Genomic DNA, 21,226 nt, shown 5'->3' with positions numbered 1-21,226 from the left:
ACTTACCTCAGTGCCAGAATCAGATCGACCAGCGATCCCATCGCATCCGCACCGGGGGCCGACTCGCTGTCCTGCATCTCGCGCATGCCCACCCCTGCGGCATAGAGAATCCGCGCCATTTCAGGGTTGGCGATGCCGATCTCTTGCAGCAGGGCGCCGACTTTTTTCAAGCGCCGTGCATCCACCCGGGTTACGGCCCGCGCTGCCTCACCACCGCCTCTGGCCCAGGCGCGCAAAGCGGCTTCCTCGGCGTCTGCCTCGCCCAGCCAGCTGGCCAGACGGCGCAGGCGCGGCACGGGCAAACCGCTCTCATCCTCAGGCGGCAGGGCTTTGCTCTCCCATCTGTCCAGCAGGGCGGACTGATAGTCGGGGACATCCTTGAAATGCCAATAGAACGAGCCTTTGGTGGTGCCCAGATCGCGCGCCAAAGGTTCGGCTTTCAACGCCTCGGGACCCCGCATGGCAAGGGCCTTGAACCCGGCGGTGATCCAGGCGTCGCGACTGAGGCGCTGTTTGGTTGTTTGGCTCATCCCCCACAATTACGCTGCAGTGCAGCGTACATCAATCCCCCCTTTTGGTCGCACCCCGTGGTTGCTATGCATGGACCATGTCCCAGGGCCTGTCGCACATCACCCTAATCACCGCCGATCTGGACCGGATGCAGACGATCCTTGAGACTGTGCTGGATGCACGCTGTATTTATGACAGTGGAGGCGATCAGTTTTCCCTCTCCGAAGAGCGGTTTTTCATGATCGGCGATGTCTGGATGGCCACCATGCTGGGTGAGCCTTTGCCGGAACGCAGTTACAACCACATCGCCTTTCAGATCACCGAGGACGAATTCGAGGATCGTCAGGCCCGGATCGAAGCCCTTGGCCTTGATCTGCGCCCGCCTCGTCCTCGCGTGGAAGGTGAAGGGCGCTCGCTTTACTTCCACACGCCGGATAACCACCTGATCGAGCTGCATACCGGCACGCTGGACCAACGGCTGGCTCGCTATGCGAAAGGTTTGAAATGACAGGTACAGTTTTCGGGATCGTCCTTCTGGCCGCCTTTCTTCATGCGCTCTGGAATGCCGTGGTCAAGGGCGGCGCTGACAAGGTGGTCGCCATGACCGCCGTGGTGTTCGGGCAGGGCCTTGCCGGGCTGGCCTGTCTGGCCGTGGCCCCGACGCCCGCGTTGGCAAGTCTGCCATGGCTGGCCTTGGGTGTTGCACTGCATCTTGGCTATCAGATTTTTCTGGCGTCGGCCTATCGGCTGGGCGACATGACCCAGGTCTATCCCATCGCCCGGGGCGTCGCGCCCTTGATCGTGACTGCTGCCTCGGCGCTGTTCCTGGGGGTCAGTTTTGAGAGGATGGAACTGGCCGCCATTGCGATCATCGCCATCGGGATTGCCAGCATTTCGATGGTGCGCAGCGCCGATGGATTGTTTCAGGGTAAGGCGGCGCTTTTGGCGCTGACCACTGGCGGGTTTATTGCGGCCTATTCTCTGGCCGATGGAATCGGCGCGCGGATCGCGGGGACGTCGCTGGGGTTTTATGGCTGGATGGCAGTGCTGAACGCGGTTGTCCTGGCTGGATTGGCCCGCATGATGCGCCCCGGATTGACCACCAAGGCGCTGGCCCAAACCCGCACGTTGGTGATCGGCGGCGGGGCGTCTTTCGCGGCCTATGCGTTGGTGGTCTATGCCTTCACCCAAGCGCCCATCGCGCTGGTCACGGCCTTGCGGGAAACCAGCATTGTCTTTGCGCTGCTGATCGGGGTTCTGGTGCTGAAAGAACCGCTGAACCTGCTCAAGGTGATTGCCACTGCGACCACCCTGACCGGCGCAGCCCTGTTGCGGTTCGCGCGTTAGGCGCCGCGAAAAGGGAACGTCTCGATGACATGGAAACGCCCCGCGTTGTCCTCTCCGACAAGGCTGAGGGCGTCAATCACGAAAGGCTGTGGCAGAACCGCTTGCAACAGCGTGTTCAAAACCGCCTCGACCTTGGGTAACTGCGCCTTGGACAACTTGCCGGTCAGCGTCATGTGATAGCGGAACTGGTCCATCACATACGGATAGCCCCACTTGGTCAACAAAGCGTCCTGTTCCGGGCTGAGATGGCCCGCGCGGCGTCTGGCAATTGCGGCTTCGCTCACAGGCGCGCGAAAGGGTTGCAGAAGACGCACCAGATCGGCGGCCATGTCTTTCAACGCGGCCTCATCGCGCGTTGGCACAAGTGCGAGGAACCGTCCCAGCCGGGCAAGTTCCAGACTTTCCAGCTCGATAGCGCGGCGGCTTGCACAAAAACCCGCAACCGCCTCGGTCAGCTGCGCAAGGCCCGCCTCGCTTGGGTCGGAAAGGGTCACGGGCCAATGCACGGTGCCGTGGAAGCCGTATTTACGGGGGGTTTTTGTGATGTCCTCAATCGGTAAATCCGTTTCAGGATGGGGCAGGGGGACGCCCCTCACCACATCCCACCCCAGCCAGGAGGCACCGAAATCGGCCAAGGCGTTACCATCCGGCACGACATAGATAGCGTATCGTCGAAACTGCATGGCCTGTCATAGCTCAGCATACCAAGGCCTGCCACCTGCCAGTTTGCTTTGACATCTCCGGGTGCAGAGCCGCATAACTCGCTCACATCCGATCAGAAAGACACGCGCACCATGCCCCTTACGCCCGCCTTTTCAATACCTTCCCCGCCACTTGTGCCAATCAGGGGCCGCGATCAGGGCTATCCTGTGCGCCGCATCTTCTGTGTCGGGCGCAACTATGCCGCCCATGCGATTGAAATGGGCAACGAGGTGGATCGCGAGGCACCGTTCTACTTCACCAAATCGGCCCATGCGCTTTGCCTCAGCGAGGCGGATATTGCCTATCCGGCCGGATCGAAGGACGTCCATTACGAGATGGAGCTTGTTGTGGCGCTGGGTGCCCCGGCCTTTCAGGTGCGCGAAGAGGACGCGCTGGAGGCGGTCTACGGCTATGCCTGTGGCATCGATCTGACCCGCCGTGATCTGCAGGCTGCCGCCAAGGACAAACGTCGCCCGTGGGATCTGGGTAAGGATTTTGAGAACGCTGCCATCATCGCGCCGATCCTGCCAGCGGAGGAATTTGGTGTGCCTCTCGATCAGCCCATTTGCCTGTCACACAACGGGAGTGTCGTGCAGGATGCGCGCTTATCGGACATGGTCTGGAGCGTTGCCGAGGTGATTTCCCACCTCTCGCACTACTACCACCTTGGCCCCGGTGATCTGATCTATACCGGCACCCCTGCTGGCGTTGGCCCGGTTCAGCCGGGCAGTGCCTTGCGTGGCGAAATCGATGGTCTCGTCCCCGTTTCTCTGCGGATTAGCAGGTCAGACTAGCGGCTCTCATGGGACATCGCCGCAAGACCCTGACCTTGACCGATGCCGTGGTGGTGGTTGCCGGACTATTGGTGATTGTGTGGCTGCAGGTCCGTGATACCACGCCCGCGCCTCGCCCGCTTTATACCGTTGAAAAACAGGTGGATACGTTCGGGGCACCGCCGCGTCGCAGTCAAAAAAACGCATCCGCCGCCTACGAGGCGTTTCTCACCATACGGGGCTATTACGGCGCCTTCGCCAGCACCGGGGATGGTGCTTTTGGCTGGTCGGATAACTACACCTCTCAGGCCCACGCCGATAAGATCGCCCTGGCAAGATGTGCCGAGTTTTCCGAAGGCTGCCAGGTCATTGCGCGTCTGCGCCCCGAAGTCGTGATCGAGTTTCAGGGCCGAGACCTGTCCCATGCCCAGGCCGAAGCGCTGGACCGGTTCCAAGGCTTGCCAAATCACAAGGCCATCGCCCTATCCGATAGCGGCGCATGGGGGGCTGCGTGGGCGCGCACGGCACCGTTCGTGGCGAAACAGGCCGCCTTAACACAGTGCCGCACCAATATCAGAAAGCAATACGGCCCGAACCGAGGTGACACCGCGTGCCACCTCGTTGTTCCGGAGTAGAGCTTACCCCAGCAAACGCCGCGTGATCACCTGCGCCTGAATCTCGGCAGCGCCCTCAAAGATGTTCAGGATACGTGCGTCACACAGGATACGGCTGATCTTGTACTCGGTGGCAAAGCCGTTGCCGCCATGGATTTGCAAGCCATTATCTGCTGCGGCCCACGCCACGCGCGCGCCCAGCAGCTTGGCCATGCCCGCTTCAAGGTCACAGCGATGACCGTGATCTTTTTCCCAGGCGCTGTAATAGGTCAGCTGTCGGGCGACCATGATTTCCACCGCCATCATCGCCAGCTTGCTGCTGACGCGCGGGAATTCGATCAGGGATTTGCCGAACTGTTTGCGGTCGATCGCATATTGCATCGATACGTCCAGCGCCGATTGCGCCACACCGATGGCGCGGGCCGCCGTCTGGATGCGCGCAGATTCGAAGGTTTCCATCAACTGCTTGAAACCTTTGCCTTCTTCGCCGCCCAGCAGGTTTTCGCCCTTCACATGGAAGTTGTCGAAACCCAGCTCGTATTCCTTCATGCCGCGATAGCCCAACACTTCGATCTCGCCACCTGACATCCCTTCGGTCGGGAACGGAGCCTCGTCCGTGCCGGGTGTCTTTTCGGCCAGGAACATGGACAGCCCACGATGGTCCTTGCTGTCGGGATCGGTGCGGGCCAGCAATGTCATCACATGAGTGCGCGCGGCGTGGGTGATCCAGGTTTTGTTGCCGGTGATGCGGTAATCATCGCCGTCTTTCACAGCGCGCGTGCGCAGGCTACCCAGATCCGAACCAGTATTGGGCTCGGTGAACACGGCCGTGGGCAGAATTTCGGCGCTCGACAGTTTCGGCAGCCAGTTTTCCTTCTGCGCATCCGTACCACCGCACAGGATCAGTTCGGCTGCGATTTCGCTGCGCGTGCCCAGTGACCCGACACCGATATATCCCCGGCTCAGCTCTTCCGAGACAACGACCATCGACGCCTTGGACAGGCCAAAACCACCATATTCTTCCGGAATGGTCAGGCCAAACACGCCCAGTTCGGCCAGCTCCTCGATGACGCTCATCGGGATCAGCTCATCTTTCAGATGCCAGTCATGGGCATAAGGCTCAACATTCTCAATGGCATAGCGGCGGAATTGCTCGCGGATCATTTCCAGTTCTTCGTCAAGGCCGCTGGCCCCGACGGTGATCTCGGCGCTGCGTTCCTGCATCAGCTCGACCAGGCGGGTGCGCGCGTTCTGGGTGTTGCCATGCTGCGTCAGGGTCATCACCTCGGGCACCATCAGCCCGCGCATGTCGTCCTGATCCAGACCCATATCTTGCAGGCGGATCATTTCGCCTTGGTTCATCTGGATGCCGCCATAAATCTGCCACAGGTACTCCCCGAAGGCGATCTGGTGGATCAGCTGTTCAACCTCGCCAAACTTGCCATCCGCGTCCAGCCGCTTGGCCCAATTCTGCATCTGGCGCAGCGATTCCACGTAAGTGGCCAGCCATGCCAGCCCATGCGCGGCACATTGATGGGCCTCAACCGCCCCGCCCGAGACGCGGCCATCGACCACGACCATGTCTTTGACCTTTGTCTTTGCCGTTTCCAGAACCGCTTCAACCGGGGCAATTGCCGCGCCGGTCAATGTCAGAAGGTCGTCCAAAAGGATTGCGCGTGTCATACCCACGTCCTGTCCATCATGTGCCATGAATCATATCCTGTTCTACCGTCGGTGTCTTCTAGCTATTTCGCAGTTGCAGCGCAACTATTATGCCCAGATGTAGGCGAATATTTTCAAAAGTTGCGCCTTGAATTTTCTCAATGCAGGGCTAGGCGCAAATGCTAAGAAGAGGCATGGACGCGCTTTTGGCCTCACTCCCCCTCTGGATATGGGGCTTTGCCTTTCTGGTTGCCCTTGTTGCGGGCTTCATCAAAGGCGTGGTGGGGTTTGCCATGCCGATGCTCCTGATTTCGGGCCTCAGTTCGGTGATGAGCCCCGAACTGGCATTGGCCGGGTTGATCCTGCCAACATTGGCCACCAACGCATGGCAGGCGCTACGTCACGGAGTGGCCGAAGCATGGGGCGCGGTCAAACGATATAAGGTGTTTTTGTGGACCGGATTGGTGGTGATGCTGCTGAGCGCACAGTTGGTGCGCGTGCTCAGTCCACAAGGCATGCTGCTGCTGATCGGGGTTCCGATGGTGCTCTATGCGGCCGTTGGGCTGGCCGGGTGGCCCTTGCGCCTGCCCAAAGGGCACGGCCTCAGGACCGAAGCAATGATCGGTGGCGTCGCAGGTTTTTTCGGCGGTATCTCGGGCAACTGGGGGCCCGCAACGGCCGCGATGTTGACCGCGCAGGATATCGACAAACGCGATCACGTTCGCATTCAGGGGGTGATTTATACGCTGGGGTCCCTGGCCCTGATGAGCGCGCATTTCAGTTCGGGTGTGCTGCGGCTGCAAACACTGCCTTTGTCGATCCTGCTGGTGATCCCCTCCATCGTAGGGATGTGGTTGGGGCTGCAAATTCACGACCGGCTGGATCAGGCCACGTTTCGTCGGTTGATACTGTTCGTGCTCCTGATCGCGGGGTTGAACCTGATCCGCCGCGCATTCTGACTATTTACCCTTCCAGACCGGATCGCGTTTCTCGGCAAAAGCGCGGGCGCCCTCCAGCTGATCGTCCGAGGCATAAAGTACATCGACCGTGGGAAACTGCCGCCGCGTGATGCGGTTCATCGCATCCTGAAAGGTCATGTCCTCAGCCTCGCGCACGATCTCTTTGATCGCGGCGTAAACCAGCGGCGGCCCCGAGGCGAGATGATCGGCCAGCGCATGTGCCTCAGTCATCAGGTTGGCCCCCGGAACGATCCGGTTGATCATCCCCCAGCGCGCGGCCTCTTCGGCCTCGATCCAGCGCCCGGTCAACAGCATTTCCATGGCGATGTGATAGGGAATGCGCTTGGGCAGCTTCACGCTGGCCGCATCCGCCACCGTGCCCGAGCGGATTTCAGGCAGGGCAAAGCTGGCGTGATCGGCGGCCAGGATAATGTCCGCAGACAGTGCCCATTCCAGCCCCCCGCCACAGCAAATCCCGTTGACGGCGGCAATTACCGGCTTGTTGAGGCCCCGCAACTCCTGCAGGCCGCCAAAGCCACCAACGCCGTAATCGCCATCCACTTCGTCGCCATCCGCGGCTGCCTTCAGATCCCAGCCGGGGCAGAAGAACTTCTCGCCCGCGCCGGTGATGATCGCCACGCGCAGGCTGTCATCATCGCGGAATTCCCTGAAAACATCCCCCATGATCCGGCTGGTCTGCAGATCAATCGCATTGGCCTTGGGCCGGTCCAGCGTGACTTCCAGCACCGCGCCACGGCGGTCTGTCTTGATGGGGCTATCACTCATTCGGGATCTCCTATTCTGATCAGGGCGTCGGCGGCCACGGCGCGGGTGGGGGTGCAGATCAGCGGGTTGATCTCGACCTCCTCCAGCCGGGCGGCGTTTTCGGCAACATAGGCCTGTACTGCAAGGATGGCACGGACAATCGCGTTCATATCCGCACTGGGCTTGCCGCGATATCCGGTCAGCAGCGGAGCCATGCGCAGGCTGGACAAGGCGGTGTGGATATCGGTCTCGGTCGTCGGCAGCAGCAGCGAGGCGCTGTCCTGCATCAGCTCGGTCATCACTCCGCCCGCGGCCAAAGTCAGCACGAACCCATGCGCCGGGTCCTTGATCACCCCGATCAGCAGTTCAGCCATCGCGCCTGTGATCATCTCTTCGATCAGGAAACTGTCCGAGGGCATCGTCGTGGCAGCCTCGATCACTTCTGCCTCGGTCTCTAGCCCGAGAACCACGCCGCCCATATCCGACTTATGTGCCAGCCCTTCGGCTTTGAGCACGAGCGGCGGGGTCAGACCGCTCACCGCCTCCGGCACGTCGTCGATACGGTTTGCATGGGCGGCACCGGGAACAGACAGGCCATGGGCCGAGAGGGCCGATTTGGCATCCGCCTCGCTCAGCACATTGCACTCGCTTGTCGTACCCGGCAGCAGAAGTGGGGCAGGTTCGGGTCGATCACGCCCCAGCCACGCGGCGGCGGCAATTGCGCTGAGCGCGTCATCAATACCCAGCAGCGGGATCAGCCCGGCATTGATGCATCTTTCTGCGAATTGCTCAGGCAGGGCATCGGGCAGGGTGGCCAGGATCGCCAAGGGCTTGCCAGTTGCGCGTTGTGTGGCCTCGCCCGCCTCGATAACGCAATCCCAGGCGCCCGGGTCACAGCGGTCCGGGCGCGGAAAATCACAGACGATACAGCCCATATCCACCTCAGCGCCACCCACAATAGCGGAATAGGTCCGGGTCATCGCATCGGCATCGGTCCAGATAAACGTGTGATAATCCAGTGGGTTGGCCAGCGCCACCATCGGTCCAAGGGCCTCGCGTAGCGCGGTTTTCTGGTCCTCGTCCAGCGGCGGAAATTCAACCCTGTGATCCAGCGCGGTGTCTGCCATCAGACTGGCCTCGCCGCCTGAGCACGACATCGAGGCGATGCGGTTGGACGGCAAGGGCCCGGCCAGATGCAGTAGTTTGAGGGTTTCCAGCAGGGCCGTCAGGCTGCTCACCTGCGCGACCCCCAGCCGCGCCAGAAGCGCGCGCGCACCCGCGTCACTACCGGCCAGCGATGCGGTGTGCGAAATCGCCGCTGCCTGCGCCTGTTCCGAGCGTCCGGCTTTTAGCGCGACAATGGGTTTGCCGAGGGTCCGGGCGGTCTGGGCCAGCCCCTCGAACGCGCGCAGATCCCCGATCCCCTCGATATGCAATCCCAACGCGGTGACCCGGTCGTCTTGCAACAGTGTCTGGCCAATCTCTGACAGCCCAACCTGCGCCTGATTGCCCGCAGTGGCGACATAGGCCAAAGGCAAGCCACGCGTCTGCATGGTCAGATTGATCGCCATGTTCGAGCTTTGGGTCAGGATCGCTACGCCGCTGTCACAGCGCACCCCGCCATGCTGATCTGGCCATAACAGCGCGCCATCGAGATAGTTGATGAACCCATAGCAATTGGGCCCGACAATCGGCATCTCGCCCGCCGCATCCAGCAAAGCGTCCTGAAGACTGGCCCCATCGCCAGTCTCGGCCTGGGCCTCACGGAACCCGCTGGCAAAACACACGGCACCGCCCGCGCCCATCCCGGCCAACAGGCGCACGGCCTCAATCGTGATGTTCCGGTTCACGCCGATAAAGGTGGCATCGGGCACACCGGGCAGATCTTCCAGCCGGGCAAAGGTGGCCACGCCGCCAACTTTATCGCGCTTAGGGTGGACGGGCCAGACCGGGCCGGTGAAACCCATCTTGCGGCATTGCTCGATGACCGAGGCGCACCAGGCCCCGCCGCCGATCACGGCGATGTAAGAGGGGCGAAACAGGCGGGAGAGATCAGGCATGGGTGGTCTTGTCTTTGGTGGTCAGGAAGGCAGCAATCTCACTCAGCGACAAGGCCGCTTCGGGGATGTCGGGATAGTATTCAAACACATGCCACAGGCCCGGCCAGACACGCAGATGGGCCTCGGCCCCGGTCTGACGGAGTGTGTCATGCAGCCTGCGGCATTGGCCAACAAACAAATCGCGTGTTCCGGTGGTGATCAGGGTGGCTGGCCAGTTGGGTGCAAATGCGCCAAAGAGCGGCGAAAGGCGCGGATCCTCGAGGGGCTGACCACCGGCGTAGGTCTGAGAGACTTGCATAACCGCGCGGGGGCGCAGGCTGGGATCATCAGGGATGTCGCCTGTGTCATAGGCCTCGGTCAGATCGCTGGCAGGGGACATAAGCGCAAGGGCGGACGGGGCGGGCAAACGCTGCGCGATGATCCATTGCGTCACGCACAGGGCGAGGTTCCCGCCCGCAGATTCACCGCAGATCGCGCAAGGGCCTGCTTGCGTCAGTTCGGCAGCGACGGTTTGCACATCCTCCAGAGCGGCGGGCCAGGGGTGCTCTGGTGCGAGCCGGTATTCGGGTGCGATGACGCGCATGCCCGTCTTCGCCGCGATTGGGGCGATGATCTGTAAATCCTGCAGGGCCCCGCCCGAGATGAATCCCCCGCCGAAAAGATAGAGGATTGCCTGATCGCTGCGATGTGTTTCCGGGGTCACCTCCAAGCAACGTATCCCGGCCACATCGCGCCAGGCCGCGGTGACCAAGTGCTGCGCACAAAGAGCGCGCTCGCTTTCCTCAGCCAATGCCAACCCTTCGGCCCGTGCTGCAGGCAACGCCACAAGGTCCAGCGCGTCAGGCTGGCGGTTGGCCGGATCCGCCAGCCACGCATTGGCCTCGGCGCTGGGAGAAGCGGGAAGCTCAGATCGTCGCAAGGTCTGCTCCAAAAGAGTATTTCGCCTCCGGCGGGGATATTTGAAGCCAGAAGAAGCAAGGATTTGTTAACCATGGCTTGCTAGCTTCATGAGGCGGTACAGGCGGGGACGCCGATGACCGCGCCAGGAGAAGCGCAGCTATGCGCAATCTCAAGCGGGGGAGGGTCAAGGGCGCTTCCCCGTTTCTTCTGGCTGTAAATATCCCCGCCGGAGGCATAATACTCTTCTATCCCCCTAGAGGCCGCAGCATTTCGCGGCTGATGATGTGGCGCTGAATTTCCGAGGTGCCTTCCCAGATGCGCTCCACGCGGGCATCGCGCCAGATGCGTTCCAGTGGCAATTCGTCCATCAGACCCATACCGCCATGGATCTGGATGGCTTCGTCGGCGACCATGGCCAGCATTTCGGTGGCTTTCAGCTTGGCCATGGACATGTCGGTTTCCGTCACCGTGCCCTGATCAAACTTCCAGCCGCCCATCCAGGTCAGCAGTTCGGCCGCCTTCAGCTCGGTCGCCATATCGGCCAGTTTGAAGGAAATACCCTGGAATTTGCCGATCTGCTGGCCGAATTGCTTGCGCTCGGCGGAATACTCGACCGCGTGTTGCAGGGCGCGTTCGGCGCGTCCAAGTGATGTCGCGGCCACTTGCAGGCGGGTCGCGCCCAGCCAGTCATTGGCCACTTGGAAGCCTTTATGTACCTCGCCCAAAACCGCAGATTTGGGCAGGCGGCAATCGTCAAACTCCAGTACGGCATTGGTATAGCCGCGGTGGCTGACATTGCGGTACCCCTCGCGCACAGTGAAGCCGGGCGTGCCTTTATCGACAAAGAACGCCGTGATCAGCTTTTTCTTGCCGCGCGGCGTGTCTTCTTCTCCGGTGGCCATGAAGACGATCGAGAAATCGGCGATATCGGCATGGCTGATGAAATGCTTGGTGCCATTGAGCACGAAATCATCGCCATCCTCGCGCGCCGTTGCACTCATGCCCCGCAAATCCGATCCGGCACCGGGCTCGGTCATCGCAAGGCAATCCCATTTCTCGCCGCGAATGCAAGGATGCAGGTATTTCTCGCGCTGCTCGTCCGTGCCGGCCAGCAGGATGTTCGAAGGACGCGCCACGCAGGTCCAGTGCAGCGCGTAGTTGGCGCGGCCCAGCTCGCGTTCATACATCAGCCAGGTCAGGGTATCGAGCCCGGCGCCCCCCACCTCTTCGGGCATGTTGGCCGCATAAAGCCCGGCCTCGATCGCCTTGGCCTGCACCTCTTTGATGATCTCCATCGGCAGATGGCCGGTGCGCTCTACCTCCAGCTCGTGCGGATAAAGCTCGTTCTCGACAAAGGCGCGCGTGGTGTCGATGATCATCTGCTGTTCTTCGGTAAGCGCGAAATCCATGGCGGCTATCCTTGGGCATGCAAGGCGGCCAGCGCCTCGACTTTGGCTTTGACGTGATCGGCGGGGTCGCAGGTGCGGCGGGTTTCGAGCGACACATGCAGCATGAACTGATCGCAGGTGGCCATCAGTTCACCGTCTGAGGCGCGTTTCATCTCGTGGAAACAGCGCAGTTTCTTGCCCTCGCCCACGGTAATGGTGCTGTCCACATGCACGCGCTCCCCGGCATGGGTTTCAGCGATGTATTTGACCGTGGTTTCAACGGTAAAATAGCTCAGGCCGCCTTCGATATAGGCCTCATCCGCGCCGACATAGGCCATCACCTCTTCGGCGGCATCACTGAACAACTGCCCATAGCGGCCTTCGTTCATGTGGCCGTTGATATCGGTCCAGTCGACGGGGATCACCCGGTCCTGGCTGCGCAGCGGTTTGGCCTCGGCCATTTCGGGGCGCAGGGCGTTGGAATGCGCCTTGGCCACCGACCCGGCCCCCCAATCGTTTTGTTTAAGACTGCGAATGATGCCGATCAGGTTGTCATCGCGAATCCGTTCCAGATCGCGCGGACCCAGATCGCCCGCCTGATCCTCGCACTGATCGCCGACCTTGTTGACGAAATCGTCGGTCAGTTCGGGCACATCCATCAGCTTGGTCCAGGGCCATTTCAGGCAAGGCCCGAACATCGCCAGCATGGCGCGCATCCCGCCTTCGCCGCCCGCCAGATGGAAGGTCTGCATCGTGCCCATCTGCGCCCATCGCAAACCGGGGCCATAGGCAATCGCCGCGTCGATCTCATCGGCCGTGGCCACATCGTCATGCAACAGCCACAGCGCCTCGCGCCACAGTGCCTCCTGCAGACGGTCGCTGAGGAACCCTTCGATCTCGACCCGGCAATGCAGCGGGTACATGCCAAGGTTGCTGTAAATCTCTTTCGCGGCCTCGATATGGGCCGGGTCCGTCTTCTCGCCCGCGACCAGCTCGACCAACGGCAGCAGGTAGACCGGGTTAAAGGGATGCGCCACGATCAACCGGCCGGGATGGGCCATTTCCGATTGCAGATCGGTCGGCATGATGCCCGAGGTTGACGAGGCGATGATGCCGTCCGTGTTCACCGCTTCGATCTGGGCGTAGACCTTGTGCTTGATGTCCACCCGTTCCGGCACGGCCTCGACAATCAAATCCGCCCCTGTTGCAGCCTTCTCCAGCGTGGCGCACAGCGTGACGGTGCCCGGTTCGGGCATGGGCTGATCCACCAGCATGGGCAGGGCACGGCGCGCATTGGCCATCACCTCGTTGATCTTGCGTTCGGCTTCGGGGTCGGGGTCATACACTTTCACGTCCCACCCGTTCAGGGAAAATCGCGCGGCCCAGCCGCCGCCGATCACACCCCCGCCAATGATTGCTGCTGTTTTGCTCATCGGTTTCTCCCTAGCGCATCACCAGTTGGGTGACGTCATATCCGTTGAAATCCAGTATCTCGCGGGCGGCCTTGATCCGGTCATCGCCGCCTGTTGCCTTGCGATCCAGAATGAACGCCGCGCCCCCGTCGGGCGTGCCAACCACAGCGGTGCGCACGCCTTCATCCATCCAGATCACCCATAATTCCGGGTCCTGCGCGCTGTCCGTCAACAGACGCAGGCGGTTTTGCGCAATCCGCTCGGCCGGCCATGCGCCGGACAGGAGGTGGCATTCAGGCTCACAGCCGGGTTGTGCGATCTCAACCGTGATCTTGCCGTCACTGCGCGCGGCAATCGCGACCGTTTGAATGCTGGCGCTGTCGGGAAAGGCCCCGCGCACCATCCAATCGCCCTGCATCGCGCCGATCCCGCCGCGCGTGGTCACCGCCAGCGGCACGTCCGCGTCGCGATAGCTGACCTGCGGGGTCGGCGTAGTTAGGCACGCAGCCAGCATCACGGGGGCAATGAAGGGAATAAACCGTCTCATGAGGCCCGCCTTTTCATTGCGCAATATCCGGGTCGCCGGGCGCGCGCCCGCAGGTCAGAATTGCAACAGATCAAACAGGAGATGTCAGATGAGTATTCGCTTTCACGGATTGCCGACGGCTGAAGTGCAGGCCGCAAAAAAGAATGGATTGGATGCCTATGGCGGGGCGATTGAAACGCATGTCTCAAAGGGGGCTGCCTATCCGTGTCGCCATTGTCTGGGGGAAACACTCGAGGGGGAGGATTATCTGATCCTCGCATGGCGGCCATTTGAGACAACCAACGCTTACGCCGAGACCGGCCCGATTTTTCTGTGCGCGGCGGAGTGCAAAGCGGCCACACCATCGTCCACGGTGCCGGACATTCTGCGCGCGCCACGCTATCTGGTGCGGGGGTATTCAACGGATGAACGGATTGTCTATGGAACTGGTGAGGTCGTGCCGACGGCGGATATTCCGGAGTTTGCTGAAACCCTGCTAAACGATCCACAGATCGCGTTTGTTGATGTGCGCAGCGCGTCGAACAACTGCTTCCAATGTCGCGTGTGCCGCGCCTGATCATGGCACCAGGCTTTCGGTATGGCCATCCACCGCCATGATCTGTCCCGAGATTTTCGAGGCAGCAGGCGAAGCCAGGAACAGTGCCATATCAGCCAGATCATCGGCACTGACCCAGGAGCGCAGGCTGACGCCTTTCACATAGCTTTGGCGTAGTTCTTCGATAGGCTTGCCCGAGGCGGCGGATTCATTGGCCAGCACCCGCTCCATCCGCTCACCTTCGACCGCGCCGGGGGCGATGGCGTTGACGCGAACGCCCACCGGGCCCAGCTCGCCCGCCAGCGTCTTGGTCAGGCCCACGAGGCCCCATTTCGCCGTGGCATAGGGCGAGCGCAGCGGATAGCCAAACAGCCCCGCTGTCGAAGTGGTCAGAATGATCAGCCCGCTGCCCTGTGCGCGCATCACCCGCGCGGCCCAACGGCAGGTCAGGAACGTGCCAAACAGGTTCACCCCCACACAGGCCTTCCAATCGTCATAGGCCATGTCTTCGATCCGCCCCGCTGGCCCGCCCGTTCCGGCATTGGCACAGACCACATCGACTCCCCCCCATTTACTTTCAACCTCGGAAAAAAAGGGGGTCATCTGCGCTTCGTTTATGACATCAGCCTGTCGGGCAATGAACTCTGGGTGCTTGGCCTGTACGTCCGCGATGGCCTCGGCGCGAGCATCGCACAACGCGACCTGCGCACCTGTCGCCGCGAAACGCTGGGCAAGGGTCAGGCCAATCCCCGATCCTGCACCGGTGATCAAGACACGCTGCGCGCTCATCCTTTGGGCGCGCGCTTGGTCAGGCCCAGCTTGGCGCGGACTTCTTCGGGGCCGATCACGCGGGCACCGAGGTTTTCGATGATGGTTCCGGCGCGTTCAACAAGCTGCCAGTTCTCGGCCAGAACGCCCTTGTCCAGCATCAGGTTGTCTTCCAGTCCCACCCGCACATTGCCCCCGGCCAATACGGCGGCGGCGACATAAGGCATCTGGTTGCGGCCCAACCCGAAGGCGCTGAACGTCCAGTCATCCGGCACGTTGTTCACCATCGCCATGAAGGTGTTCAGATCGTCCGGCGCACCCCAGGGCACACCCATGCACAGCTGCACCAATGCGGGGCTGTCCAGAACGCCGTTTTTCACCAGCTCCTTGGCATACCAAAGATGCCCGGTGTCAAAAGCCTCAATCTCAGGCTTCACGCCCAGATCGGTCATCATCTGGCCCATCGCTGTCAGCATGCCGGGCGTGTTGGTCATAACGTAATCGGCCTCGGCAAAGTTCATCGTGCCGCAATCCAGCGTGCAGATCTCGGGCAGGCATTCACCCACATGGGCCACCCGCTCGGTCGCGCCGACCATGTCGGTGCTGTTGGACAGTGGCAGGGGGGATTCGGGTGAGCCAAAGATCACATCGCCGCCCATCCCGGCGGTGAGGTTCAAAACCACGTCGGTGGCGCTATCGCGGACCCGGTCGGTCAGTTCGCGATAAAGGGCAAGATCGCGCGAGGGCGCGCCGGTTTCAGGGTCACGCACGTGGCAATGGACGATCGCCGCCCCGGCCTTGGCCGCGGCAATGGCGCTGTCGGCGATCTGTTTGGGGGAACGGGGCACATGCGGGCTGCGATCCTGCGTGCCGCCGCCGCCGGTGACAGCACAAGTGATGAAAACCTCACGGTTCATGGTCAATGGCATGGTGCCCTCCCTTGGTTTGACTGGAAAAGACTAGCGCGCTGGCGTGTGGAACGAGTTTGCCGTAAAAGACAAAAACTATGCCGAAATGGACAAATCCATCCCCCACAACCACCCGCATCGCGGTGCTGCTGTTCGATCAGTTTTCGAACCTGTGCCTGGCGAACTGTATCGAGCCGCTGCGCGCGGCTAACACTCTGGGCGGTAGGGCCTTGTTTGACTGGACTTTGTTGACCTCGGATGGCGCCGCGGTGGCCTCGTCCAGCGGTATGCAGGTGTTGCCCCATGCGACCCTCGCCAGCCTGACATCCTGTGACTATCTGTTCGTGCTGGCCAGCTATGCCCATGACGGCCACGACACGCCCAAAACCCGCCGCGCTTTGCGACTGGCGGCGGCCGAGGCGGGTGTGGTCGTGGGGATGGATGCCGCCCCATGGTTGCTGGCCTCGGCCGGGTTGCTGAACGGGCGGCGCGCCACCGTGCATTGGGACCTTCTGGATGCGTTTACAGAACGCTTTCTGGAGGTCGAAGCCGAGCGCGCCCGCGTGGTGCATGACCAGAGGTTCCTGACCTGCGCCGGGGCCATGTCGGCGCTTGATCTGACCCTCGGCCTGATCGCCGAGCGTGCCGGACTGGCCGTGCGTCTGGATGTCGAGGCGCTGTTCATGCAGGGCGACCCTCCAGTCAACGCCCCCCAAGAACGCGGTGCCGTGACCGACCCGCTGGTCAGGCGCGGGCTGGCCCTGATGCGCGAAAATCTGGAAAAACCACTTAATCTCAAGGCGTTGTCACAAGTCCTGTCTTGTCAGCCCCGCACCCTGGATCGTCGCTTTCGCAGCCGTCTGGGCGCCCCGCCAGGCACCGTTTACCGCCATCTGCGATTGTCTGCCGCCCGCAAGCTGTTGGAAGGCAGCACCCTAAGCGTGGCCGAGGTGGCGTTGCGGTCGGGTTATGAATCCCCTGCCGCCCTGACCCGGGCGATATGTCGGCAATACGGGCTGCCTCCTTCATCCCTGCGTCATGGTTAGGCAGATCAGGGCGCACAGGCCGGATTGAGCCCTTTGCGGTCGTCGCTGTTCTGCGCCCAACCGGTTAACAGCCGCGCAGCGGCCCGGCCATCGTCAGCCCCTCCCTTGGGCTGGCGATTACTCTGACACAGGCGCTGCGCTCGTTCTGTGGATGTACTTTGCGAGCATAAAGCGCCCCGAAGCAAATGGTGGGTCGCCACCCCAGGGGCTGACGTTGGCCTCCGGTGGCTGGTGCATGGCGAATGTCCGCTTCGTCCGCAAAATGACCGCCGGTTCAATATCGCATTGGCCAAGCCGCGCGGCAGACCCGGCCGTCGACCACGCCCGCCCCGCAACGATACATTTCCCGCTAAAGAGCGGCCCGGAACAGCCCTTCCAGATTCTCTTCGGTCAACTCAATCGGGTTGCCGCCACAGCTGGGATCAATGATCGCCCCCTTCACCAGATCGGGGATGCTGGCCTCGGTCACGCCCATGTCGTTCAGCTTGCGGGGGATGCTCATGCTGTCATTGAACTCCTGCACGAAGGCGCGGAACCCCTCAAAGCCGCCGTCAATCCCGAGATAGCCCGCCGCCAGATCAAACCGCTTGGCAATCGCAGCGGCGTTGAACTCCAGCACAGCAGGCATACAGACCGCATTGGTGGTTCCGTGGTGGGTGTTGAAATGTGCGCCAATCGGGTGGCTCATGGCATGAATCGCGCCAAGCCCCTTCTGGAAGGCCGTGGCCCCCATCGCGGCCGCAGACATCATATTGGCGCGGGCCTCTATATCGTTGCCGTCGGCGTAGGCACGCGGCAGGTTGTCGATCACCAGTTTCATGCCTTCCAGCGCGATGCCCTGAGACATCGGGTGGTAATGCGGGCTGGAATAGGCCTCGACACAATGGGCAAAGGCGTCCAGCCCCGTGCCTGCTGTGATGAATCGCGGCATGCCCACGGTCAGTTCCGGATCACAGATCACCACGGCGGGCAGCACCTTGGGGTGGAAAATGATCTTCTTCACATGGCTGACCGAGTCGGTGATCACCGATGCACGGCCGACTTCCGAACCTGTCCCGGCGGTGGTGGGCACCGCGATGATCGGCGCGATGGCGTTGCTATCGGCCCGTGTCCACCAATCGCCGATATCCTCGAAATCCCAGACGGGGCGCGTTTGCCCAGCCATGAAGGCCACCATCTTGCCCAGGTCCAGCCCCGAGCCGCCGCCAAAGGCGATCACCCCGTCATGCCCGCCCGCCTTGTAGACGGTGACTCCCGCGTCGAGGTTTTTCTCATTCGGGTTCGGATCGACCTCGGAAAACATGGCCCGGCCCAGCCCGGCGGCGTCCATAGTGTCTAGCGTGGCTTGAGTGACCGGCAGATCGGCCAAGCCCTTATCCGTCACCAAAAGGGGGCGTTTGATCCCCGCTTGGGCACAGGCCTCGGGCAGTTCGGCAATCCGGCCAGCGCCGAATTTGATGGCGGTCGGGTAGGACCAGTTTCCAGTCAGGCTCATGATGTCACCTTTTTGAGATGGTAGGATTTGGGGCGGGTCAGGTTGTGATAGCCGATGATCGACAATCCACCGCCCCGCCCGGTGTCTTTGCAGCCGGTCCAGCACAGGCCCGGATCAAGGTAATCGGCGCGGTTCATGAAAACGGTGCCGGTTTCAATCTGGTCGCCCACGGCAGCGGCACGATCCACATCCGCCGTCCACAGGCTGGCGGTCAGGCCAAACTGGCTGTCATTCATCAACGCTACGGCCTCGTCATCATTATTGACGGGCATGATGCCCACAACCGGGCCAAAGCTTTCATCGCGCATCACGCGCATGTCATGGGTAACACCCGTCAGGATCTGCGGGGTCAGATACGCTCCGCCATCATCCTCGGCGAAGGTTTCGATATGCGCGGTGGCACCATCCGCCACGGCCTCGGCAATCTGTGCGCGCACCTCCTCGGCAAAACGCACATTGGCCATCGGACCCAAAGTGGTCTCAGTGTCCAGCGGATTGCCCAGCGTGTAGCCCTTCACAATCGCCACGGCCTTTTCGACAAAGGCATCATAGAGGCTTTCGTGCACGTAAATCCGCTCAATCCCGCAGCAGCATTGGCCCGAGTTGAACATTGCCCCGTCGATCAGCGTATCCACGGCGGCGTCCAGATCGGCATCCTCCATCACATAGCCGGGGTCTTTCCCGCCCAGCTCGGTCCCGACGCCGGTAAACGTGCCCGCTGCGGCGCGTTCCATCGCCTTGCCGCCGCCAACCGAGCCAGTGAAGTTCACGAAATCAAAGGCACGCTCGGCGATCAAAGCGGATGTCGTGTCATGATCCAGAAATACGTTCTGAAACACATCCTCAGGCACACCAGCGGCACGGAAGGCCTGCGCCATCCGCTCGCCCACCAACAGGGTCTGCGTGGCGTGTTTCAGCACCACGGTATTGCCCGCAATCAGGGCCGGGGCGACCGTGTTGATCGCGGTCATGTAAGGATAGTTCCAGGGGGCGACGACAAAGACAACGCCTTGGGGAATGCGCTTGATGTATCTCTTGAAGGTCTCGTCCTCGCCCACCTGGATATCTGCCAGTGCCTCTTGGGCGATCTGAGCCATATGGGTGGCGCGTTCCTCGAACCCGCCGAATTCGCCGCCATACCGGATAGGGCGGCCCATCATATGGGCCAGTTCCGGCACGATCTCATCGTTCATCGCCCCAATCGCCGCGACACCGGCCAGAACAAGGTCGATCCGCTCTTGCAGGGGCCGCGCTGCCCAGTCCGGTTGGGCCTTGCGCGCACGGGCAGCGATGGACTGCGCGTCTTCGGGCGAGACTGTTTCGCGTTCGGCAAAAACCGAACCGTCAATCGGGGATATGCATGTCAGTTTTGTCATGTTCGGTCCTTCATCGCAGGTATCCCTGCTTCATCTTGCCAAAAATACTCTAGGCCATCTCGAAGCCGCGGGCGATTTCGTAATCCGTCACCACGCGGGCAAAATCCTCCAGCTCGACTTCGGCGGCGCGGGTGTAATGATCGACCACATCGTCGCCCATCGCCTCGCGCAGCATTTTTGAGGCAAACAACGCGTCCCGCGCATCGCGCAGGTTCGACGGGATCATCGCATCATCGCCCTGATAGGCATCGCCCGAAAACGCCGGTTGCAGTTCCAACCCCTCTTCGATCCCCCTGATCCCGGCGGCGATCTGCGCGGCCATGGCCAGGTAAGGATTGATGTCTGACCCGCCGACGCGGCATTCAACGCGCACCGACTTGGTCCCATCGCCACACAGGCGGAAGCCAGCCGTGCGGTTGTCCACCGACCAGATGATCCGCGTGGGGGCAAAGCTACCCACCTGAAAGCGCTTGTAGCTGTTGATGTACGGTGCCAGAAAATAGGTGAAATCTGGGGCGTATTTCAACATGCCCGCCATATAGCTTTTCATCAGCCCGCTCATGCCAAGGCTGTCATCGGCGTCATAAAACGCGGGCTTGCCATCCTTCCACAGCGATTGATGCACATGGCTGGAACTGCCCACCTTGTCATGGTGCCATTTCGGCAGGAAGCTTGCGGCATGGCCCTGCTGATGCGCGATCTCCTTGATCGCGTGCTTGGCGATCGAGTGATAGTCCGCCGTGTCCATCGCGGCGGCGTATTTGATGTTCAGCTCTTCCTGACCAGTCTCGGCCTCGCCCTTGGAGTTCTCGACGGGAATGCCGGCGTTCCACAAATGGTTGCGGATCGGGCGCATCACATGTTCTTCGCGGCTGGTCTGCAGGATGTGATAATCCTCATTATAGCCACTGATCGGTTCCAGATCGCGAAAGCCCGAGCGGCGGATTTCATCGTAGGATTTGGCGAAGAGGAAAAACTCCAACTCGGTCGCCATCATCGCGTCATAGCCCATCGCCTCGAGCCGCTTGATCTGGCGTTTCAGGACCGTGCGCGGGGCGTGCGAGATCTCTTCATGGGTGTGATGATCCAGAATATCGCACAGCACCATCACCGTGCCCTCAAGCCACGGCATCGGGCGTATCGTGGACAGGTCCGGCTTCATCACGTAATCGCCATAGCCCCGTTCCCAGCTGGTCGAGGCATAGCCATCCGGCGTCGCCATCATCAGGTCGGTGGCCAGCAGGTAGTTACAGCAATGGGTTTCTTCATACGCGCCATCAATGAAATGGCCCGCGTGAAACCGCTTGCCCATCAGGCGGCCCTGCATATCGACAAAGCAGACCAGAACGGTATCGACCGTGCCGTCCGCCACTTGGGTTTTCAGATCGTCAAAGCTGAGGCTCATGATGGCATTCCGTGTTCAAATCGTGTCATGGGGTGGCCCCCCGGCGGCGACGCC

At 61.5% G+C, this 21,226-nt stretch carries 21 protein-coding genes; 7 read left to right on the top strand and 14 right to left on the bottom strand.

All coding sequences use genetic code 11. From position 1 onward, the window contains the following. Positions 1-2 precede the first annotated feature (2 nt). On the bottom strand, positions 3-530 hold the full coding sequence (locus V6N02_RS10240; RefSeq protein ID WP_371225484.1) for a TetR/AcrR family transcriptional regulator: 528 nt from the start codon (positions 528-530) through the stop codon (positions 3-5). A gap of 77 nt (positions 531-607) precedes the next feature. Here V6N02_RS10240 and fosX point away from each other — a divergent pair, with 77 nt between their 5' ends. Both fosX and V6N02_RS10230 read left to right on the top strand, forming a co-directional pair. Next, positions 608-1,018 carry a FosX/FosE/FosI family fosfomycin resistance hydrolase gene (gene fosX, locus V6N02_RS10235; protein WP_371225483.1) on the top strand — a complete coding sequence of 137 codons (411 nt, stop codon included), beginning with the start codon at positions 608-610 and terminating at the stop codon, positions 1,016-1,018. After that, positions 1,015-1,857: an EamA family transporter gene (locus V6N02_RS10230; RefSeq protein WP_371225482.1), complete on the top strand. Its 843-nt coding sequence runs from the start codon at positions 1,015-1,017 to the stop codon at positions 1,855-1,857. Before fosX ends, V6N02_RS10230 begins: the two co-directional genes overlap by 4 nt. On the opposite strand, the gene V6N02_RS10225 is transcribed toward V6N02_RS10230, so the two are convergent. Further along, positions 1,854-2,540: a DUF1045 domain-containing protein gene (locus tag V6N02_RS10225; protein ID WP_371225481.1), complete on the bottom strand. Its 687-nt coding sequence runs from the start codon at positions 2,538-2,540 to the stop codon at positions 1,854-1,856. The two genes, V6N02_RS10230 and V6N02_RS10225, sit on opposite strands and share 4 nt — an antisense overlap. A 111-nt stretch (positions 2,541-2,651) precedes the next feature. Here V6N02_RS10225 and V6N02_RS10220 point away from each other — a divergent pair, with 111 nt between their 5' ends. Then, complete coding sequence (locus tag V6N02_RS10220; RefSeq protein WP_371225480.1) at positions 2,652-3,353, top strand: fumarylacetoacetate hydrolase family protein; 702 nt, start codon at positions 2,652-2,654, stop codon at positions 3,351-3,353. An 8-nt stretch (positions 3,354-3,361) separates the two neighbouring features. Beyond that, positions 3,362-3,967: a hypothetical protein gene (locus tag V6N02_RS10215; RefSeq protein ID WP_371225479.1), complete on the top strand. Its 606-nt coding sequence runs from the start codon at positions 3,362-3,364 to the stop codon at positions 3,965-3,967. A 3-nt stretch (positions 3,968-3,970) separates the two neighbouring features. Here the strand turns inward: V6N02_RS10215 and V6N02_RS10210 are convergent, their stop codons facing one another. Then, positions 3,971-5,656: an acyl-CoA dehydrogenase family protein gene (locus tag V6N02_RS10210; protein WP_371225478.1), complete on the bottom strand. Its 1,686-nt coding sequence runs from the start codon at positions 5,654-5,656 to the stop codon at positions 3,971-3,973. A gap of 146 nt (positions 5,657-5,802) precedes the next feature. Between V6N02_RS10210 and V6N02_RS10205 the strand changes: the two genes are divergently transcribed. Beyond that, positions 5,803-6,567 carry a sulfite exporter TauE/SafE family protein gene (locus V6N02_RS10205; protein WP_371225477.1) on the top strand — a complete coding sequence of 255 codons (765 nt, stop codon included), beginning with the start codon at positions 5,803-5,805 and terminating at the stop codon, positions 6,565-6,567. Here the strand turns inward: V6N02_RS10205 and V6N02_RS10200 are convergent, their stop codons facing one another. From V6N02_RS10200 to V6N02_RS10175, 6 genes are all read right to left on the bottom strand, one after another. Then, the gene (locus V6N02_RS10200; RefSeq protein WP_371225476.1) at positions 6,568-7,353 is read right to left on the bottom strand and encodes a carnitinyl-CoA dehydratase; all 786 of its coding nucleotides are present in this window, start codon (positions 7,351-7,353) and stop codon (positions 6,568-6,570) included. It lies immediately after the preceding gene. Next, positions 7,350-9,392: an acetate--CoA ligase family protein gene (locus tag V6N02_RS10195; protein WP_371225475.1), complete on the bottom strand. Its 2,043-nt coding sequence runs from the start codon at positions 9,390-9,392 to the stop codon at positions 7,350-7,352. Before V6N02_RS10195 ends, V6N02_RS10200 begins: the two co-directional genes overlap by 4 nt. Beyond that, positions 9,385-10,311, bottom strand: a complete 927-nt coding sequence (locus tag V6N02_RS10190) for an alpha/beta hydrolase (RefSeq protein ID WP_371225474.1) — start codon at positions 10,309-10,311, stop codon at positions 9,385-9,387. The genes V6N02_RS10195 and V6N02_RS10190 overlap by 8 nt, the downstream gene beginning before the upstream one ends. A gap of 226 nt (positions 10,312-10,537) precedes the next feature. Further along, a complete protein-coding gene (locus V6N02_RS10185) occupies positions 10,538-11,701 on the bottom strand; it encodes an acyl-CoA dehydrogenase family protein (protein WP_371225473.1) in 1,164 nt (387 codons plus the stop codon). Between the two features lie 5 nt (positions 11,702-11,706). Further along, on the bottom strand, positions 11,707-13,113 hold the full coding sequence (locus V6N02_RS10180; RefSeq protein ID WP_371225472.1) for a carnitine 3-dehydrogenase: 1,407 nt from the start codon (positions 13,111-13,113) through the stop codon (positions 11,707-11,709). A 10-nt stretch (positions 13,114-13,123) separates the two neighbouring features. Further along, entirely contained in the window at positions 13,124-13,639 is a 516-nt protein-coding gene (locus V6N02_RS10175; protein ID WP_371225471.1) for a lipocalin family protein, read from the bottom strand. Positions 13,640-13,727: 88 nt separating this feature from the next. Between V6N02_RS10175 and V6N02_RS10170 the strand changes: the two genes are divergently transcribed. Continuing rightward, positions 13,728-14,195 (top strand): DUF1203 domain-containing protein, encoded by a 468-nt coding sequence (locus tag V6N02_RS10170; protein ID WP_371225470.1) that lies wholly within the window; start codon positions 13,728-13,730, stop codon positions 14,193-14,195. Here the strand turns inward: V6N02_RS10170 and V6N02_RS10165 are convergent, their stop codons facing one another. Both V6N02_RS10165 and bcoG read right to left on the bottom strand, forming a co-directional pair. Further along, complete coding sequence (locus V6N02_RS10165) at positions 14,196-14,963, bottom strand: SDR family oxidoreductase (protein ID WP_371225469.1); 768 nt, start codon at positions 14,961-14,963, stop codon at positions 14,196-14,198. Continuing rightward, positions 14,960-15,871 (bottom strand): 3-dehydrocarnitine:acetyl-CoA trimethylamine transferase BcoG, encoded by a 912-nt coding sequence (bcoG, locus tag V6N02_RS10160; protein WP_371225468.1) that lies wholly within the window; start codon positions 15,869-15,871, stop codon positions 14,960-14,962. The genes V6N02_RS10165 and bcoG overlap by 4 nt, the downstream gene beginning before the upstream one ends. Positions 15,872-15,948: 77 nt before the next feature. Here bcoG and V6N02_RS10155 point away from each other — a divergent pair, with 77 nt between their 5' ends. Beyond that, entirely contained in the window at positions 15,949-16,896 is a 948-nt protein-coding gene (locus V6N02_RS10155) for a GlxA family transcriptional regulator (protein WP_371225467.1), read from the top strand. A 349-nt stretch (positions 16,897-17,245) separates the two neighbouring features. Here the strand turns inward: V6N02_RS10155 and V6N02_RS10150 are convergent, their stop codons facing one another. Genes V6N02_RS10150 through V6N02_RS10140 form a run of 3 tightly spaced genes read right to left on the bottom strand, consistent with a single transcriptional unit; the run spans position 17,246 to position 21,172 of the window. Further along, positions 17,246-18,391 carry an iron-containing alcohol dehydrogenase gene (locus V6N02_RS10150; protein WP_371225466.1) on the bottom strand — a complete coding sequence of 382 codons (1,146 nt, stop codon included), beginning with the start codon at positions 18,389-18,391 and terminating at the stop codon, positions 17,246-17,248. Beyond that, a complete protein-coding gene (locus tag V6N02_RS10145) occupies positions 18,388-19,767 on the bottom strand; it encodes an aldehyde dehydrogenase family protein (protein ID WP_371225465.1) in 1,380 nt (459 codons plus the stop codon). The genes V6N02_RS10150 and V6N02_RS10145 overlap by 4 nt, the downstream gene beginning before the upstream one ends. Before the next feature lie 49 nt (positions 19,768-19,816). Then, positions 19,817-21,172, bottom strand: coding sequence for a glutamine synthetase family protein (locus V6N02_RS10140; protein ID WP_371225464.1), 1,356 nt, complete (start codon positions 21,170-21,172; stop codon positions 19,817-19,819). Between the last annotated feature and the right edge of the window lie 54 nt (positions 21,173-21,226).

The organism is Roseovarius conchicola, from assembly GCF_041403425.1.
Taxonomy (GTDB): Bacteria; Pseudomonadota; Alphaproteobacteria; order Rhodobacterales; family Rhodobacteraceae; genus Roseovarius; species Roseovarius conchicola.
The sequence above is the reverse complement of the archived record's forward strand: the minus strand, read 5'-3'. Positions and strand labels throughout refer to the sequence as shown.

Bases quoted from the DNA above. Each gene is read 5' to 3' on its own strand.
- V6N02_RS10240 (WP_371225484.1), bottom strand. From the start codon at position 530: ATGAGCCAAACAACCAAACAGCGCCTCAGTCGCGACGCCTGGATCACC.
- fosX (WP_371225483.1), top strand. From the start codon at position 608: ATGTCCCAGGGCCTGTCGCACATCACCCTAATCACCGCCGATCTGGAC.
- V6N02_RS10230 (WP_371225482.1), top strand. From the start codon at position 1,015: ATGACAGGTACAGTTTTCGGGATCGTCCTTCTGGCCGCCTTTCTTCAT.
- V6N02_RS10225 (WP_371225481.1), bottom strand. From the start codon at position 2,540: ATGCAGTTTCGACGATACGCTATCTATGTCGTGCCGGATGGTAACGCC.
- V6N02_RS10220 (WP_371225480.1), top strand. From the start codon at position 2,652: ATGCCCCTTACGCCCGCCTTTTCAATACCTTCCCCGCCACTTGTGCCA.
- V6N02_RS10215 (WP_371225479.1), top strand. From the start codon at position 3,362: ATGGGACATCGCCGCAAGACCCTGACCTTGACCGATGCCGTGGTGGTG.
- V6N02_RS10210 (WP_371225478.1), bottom strand. From the start codon at position 5,656: ATGGCACATGATGGACAGGACGTGGGTATGACACGCGCAATCCTTTTG.
- V6N02_RS10205 (WP_371225477.1), top strand. From the start codon at position 5,803: ATGGACGCGCTTTTGGCCTCACTCCCCCTCTGGATATGGGGCTTTGCC.
- V6N02_RS10200 (WP_371225476.1), bottom strand. From the start codon at position 7,353: ATGAGTGATAGCCCCATCAAGACAGACCGCCGTGGCGCGGTGCTGGAA.
- V6N02_RS10195 (WP_371225475.1), bottom strand. From the start codon at position 9,392: ATGCCTGATCTCTCCCGCCTGTTTCGCCCCTCTTACATCGCCGTGATC.
- V6N02_RS10185 (WP_371225473.1), bottom strand. From the start codon at position 11,701: ATGGATTTCGCGCTTACCGAAGAACAGCAGATGATCATCGACACCACG.
- V6N02_RS10180 (WP_371225472.1), bottom strand. From the start codon at position 13,113: ATGAGCAAAACAGCAGCAATCATTGGCGGGGGTGTGATCGGCGGCGGC.
- V6N02_RS10175 (WP_371225471.1), bottom strand. From the start codon at position 13,639: ATGAGACGGTTTATTCCCTTCATTGCCCCCGTGATGCTGGCTGCGTGC.
- V6N02_RS10170 (WP_371225470.1), top strand. From the start codon at position 13,728: ATGAGTATTCGCTTTCACGGATTGCCGACGGCTGAAGTGCAGGCCGCA.
- V6N02_RS10165 (WP_371225469.1), bottom strand. From the start codon at position 14,963: ATGAGCGCGCAGCGTGTCTTGATCACCGGTGCAGGATCGGGGATTGGC.
- bcoG (WP_371225468.1), bottom strand. From the start codon at position 15,871: ATGCCATTGACCATGAACCGTGAGGTTTTCATCACTTGTGCTGTCACC.
- V6N02_RS10155 (WP_371225467.1), top strand. From the start codon at position 15,949: ATGCCGAAATGGACAAATCCATCCCCCACAACCACCCGCATCGCGGTG.
- V6N02_RS10150 (WP_371225466.1), bottom strand. From the start codon at position 18,391: ATGAGCCTGACTGGAAACTGGTCCTACCCGACCGCCATCAAATTCGGC.
- V6N02_RS10145 (WP_371225465.1), bottom strand. From the start codon at position 19,767: ATGACAAAACTGACATGCATATCCCCGATTGACGGTTCGGTTTTTGCC.
- V6N02_RS10140 (WP_371225464.1), bottom strand. From the start codon at position 21,172: ATGAGCCTCAGCTTTGACGATCTGAAAACCCAAGTGGCGGACGGCACG.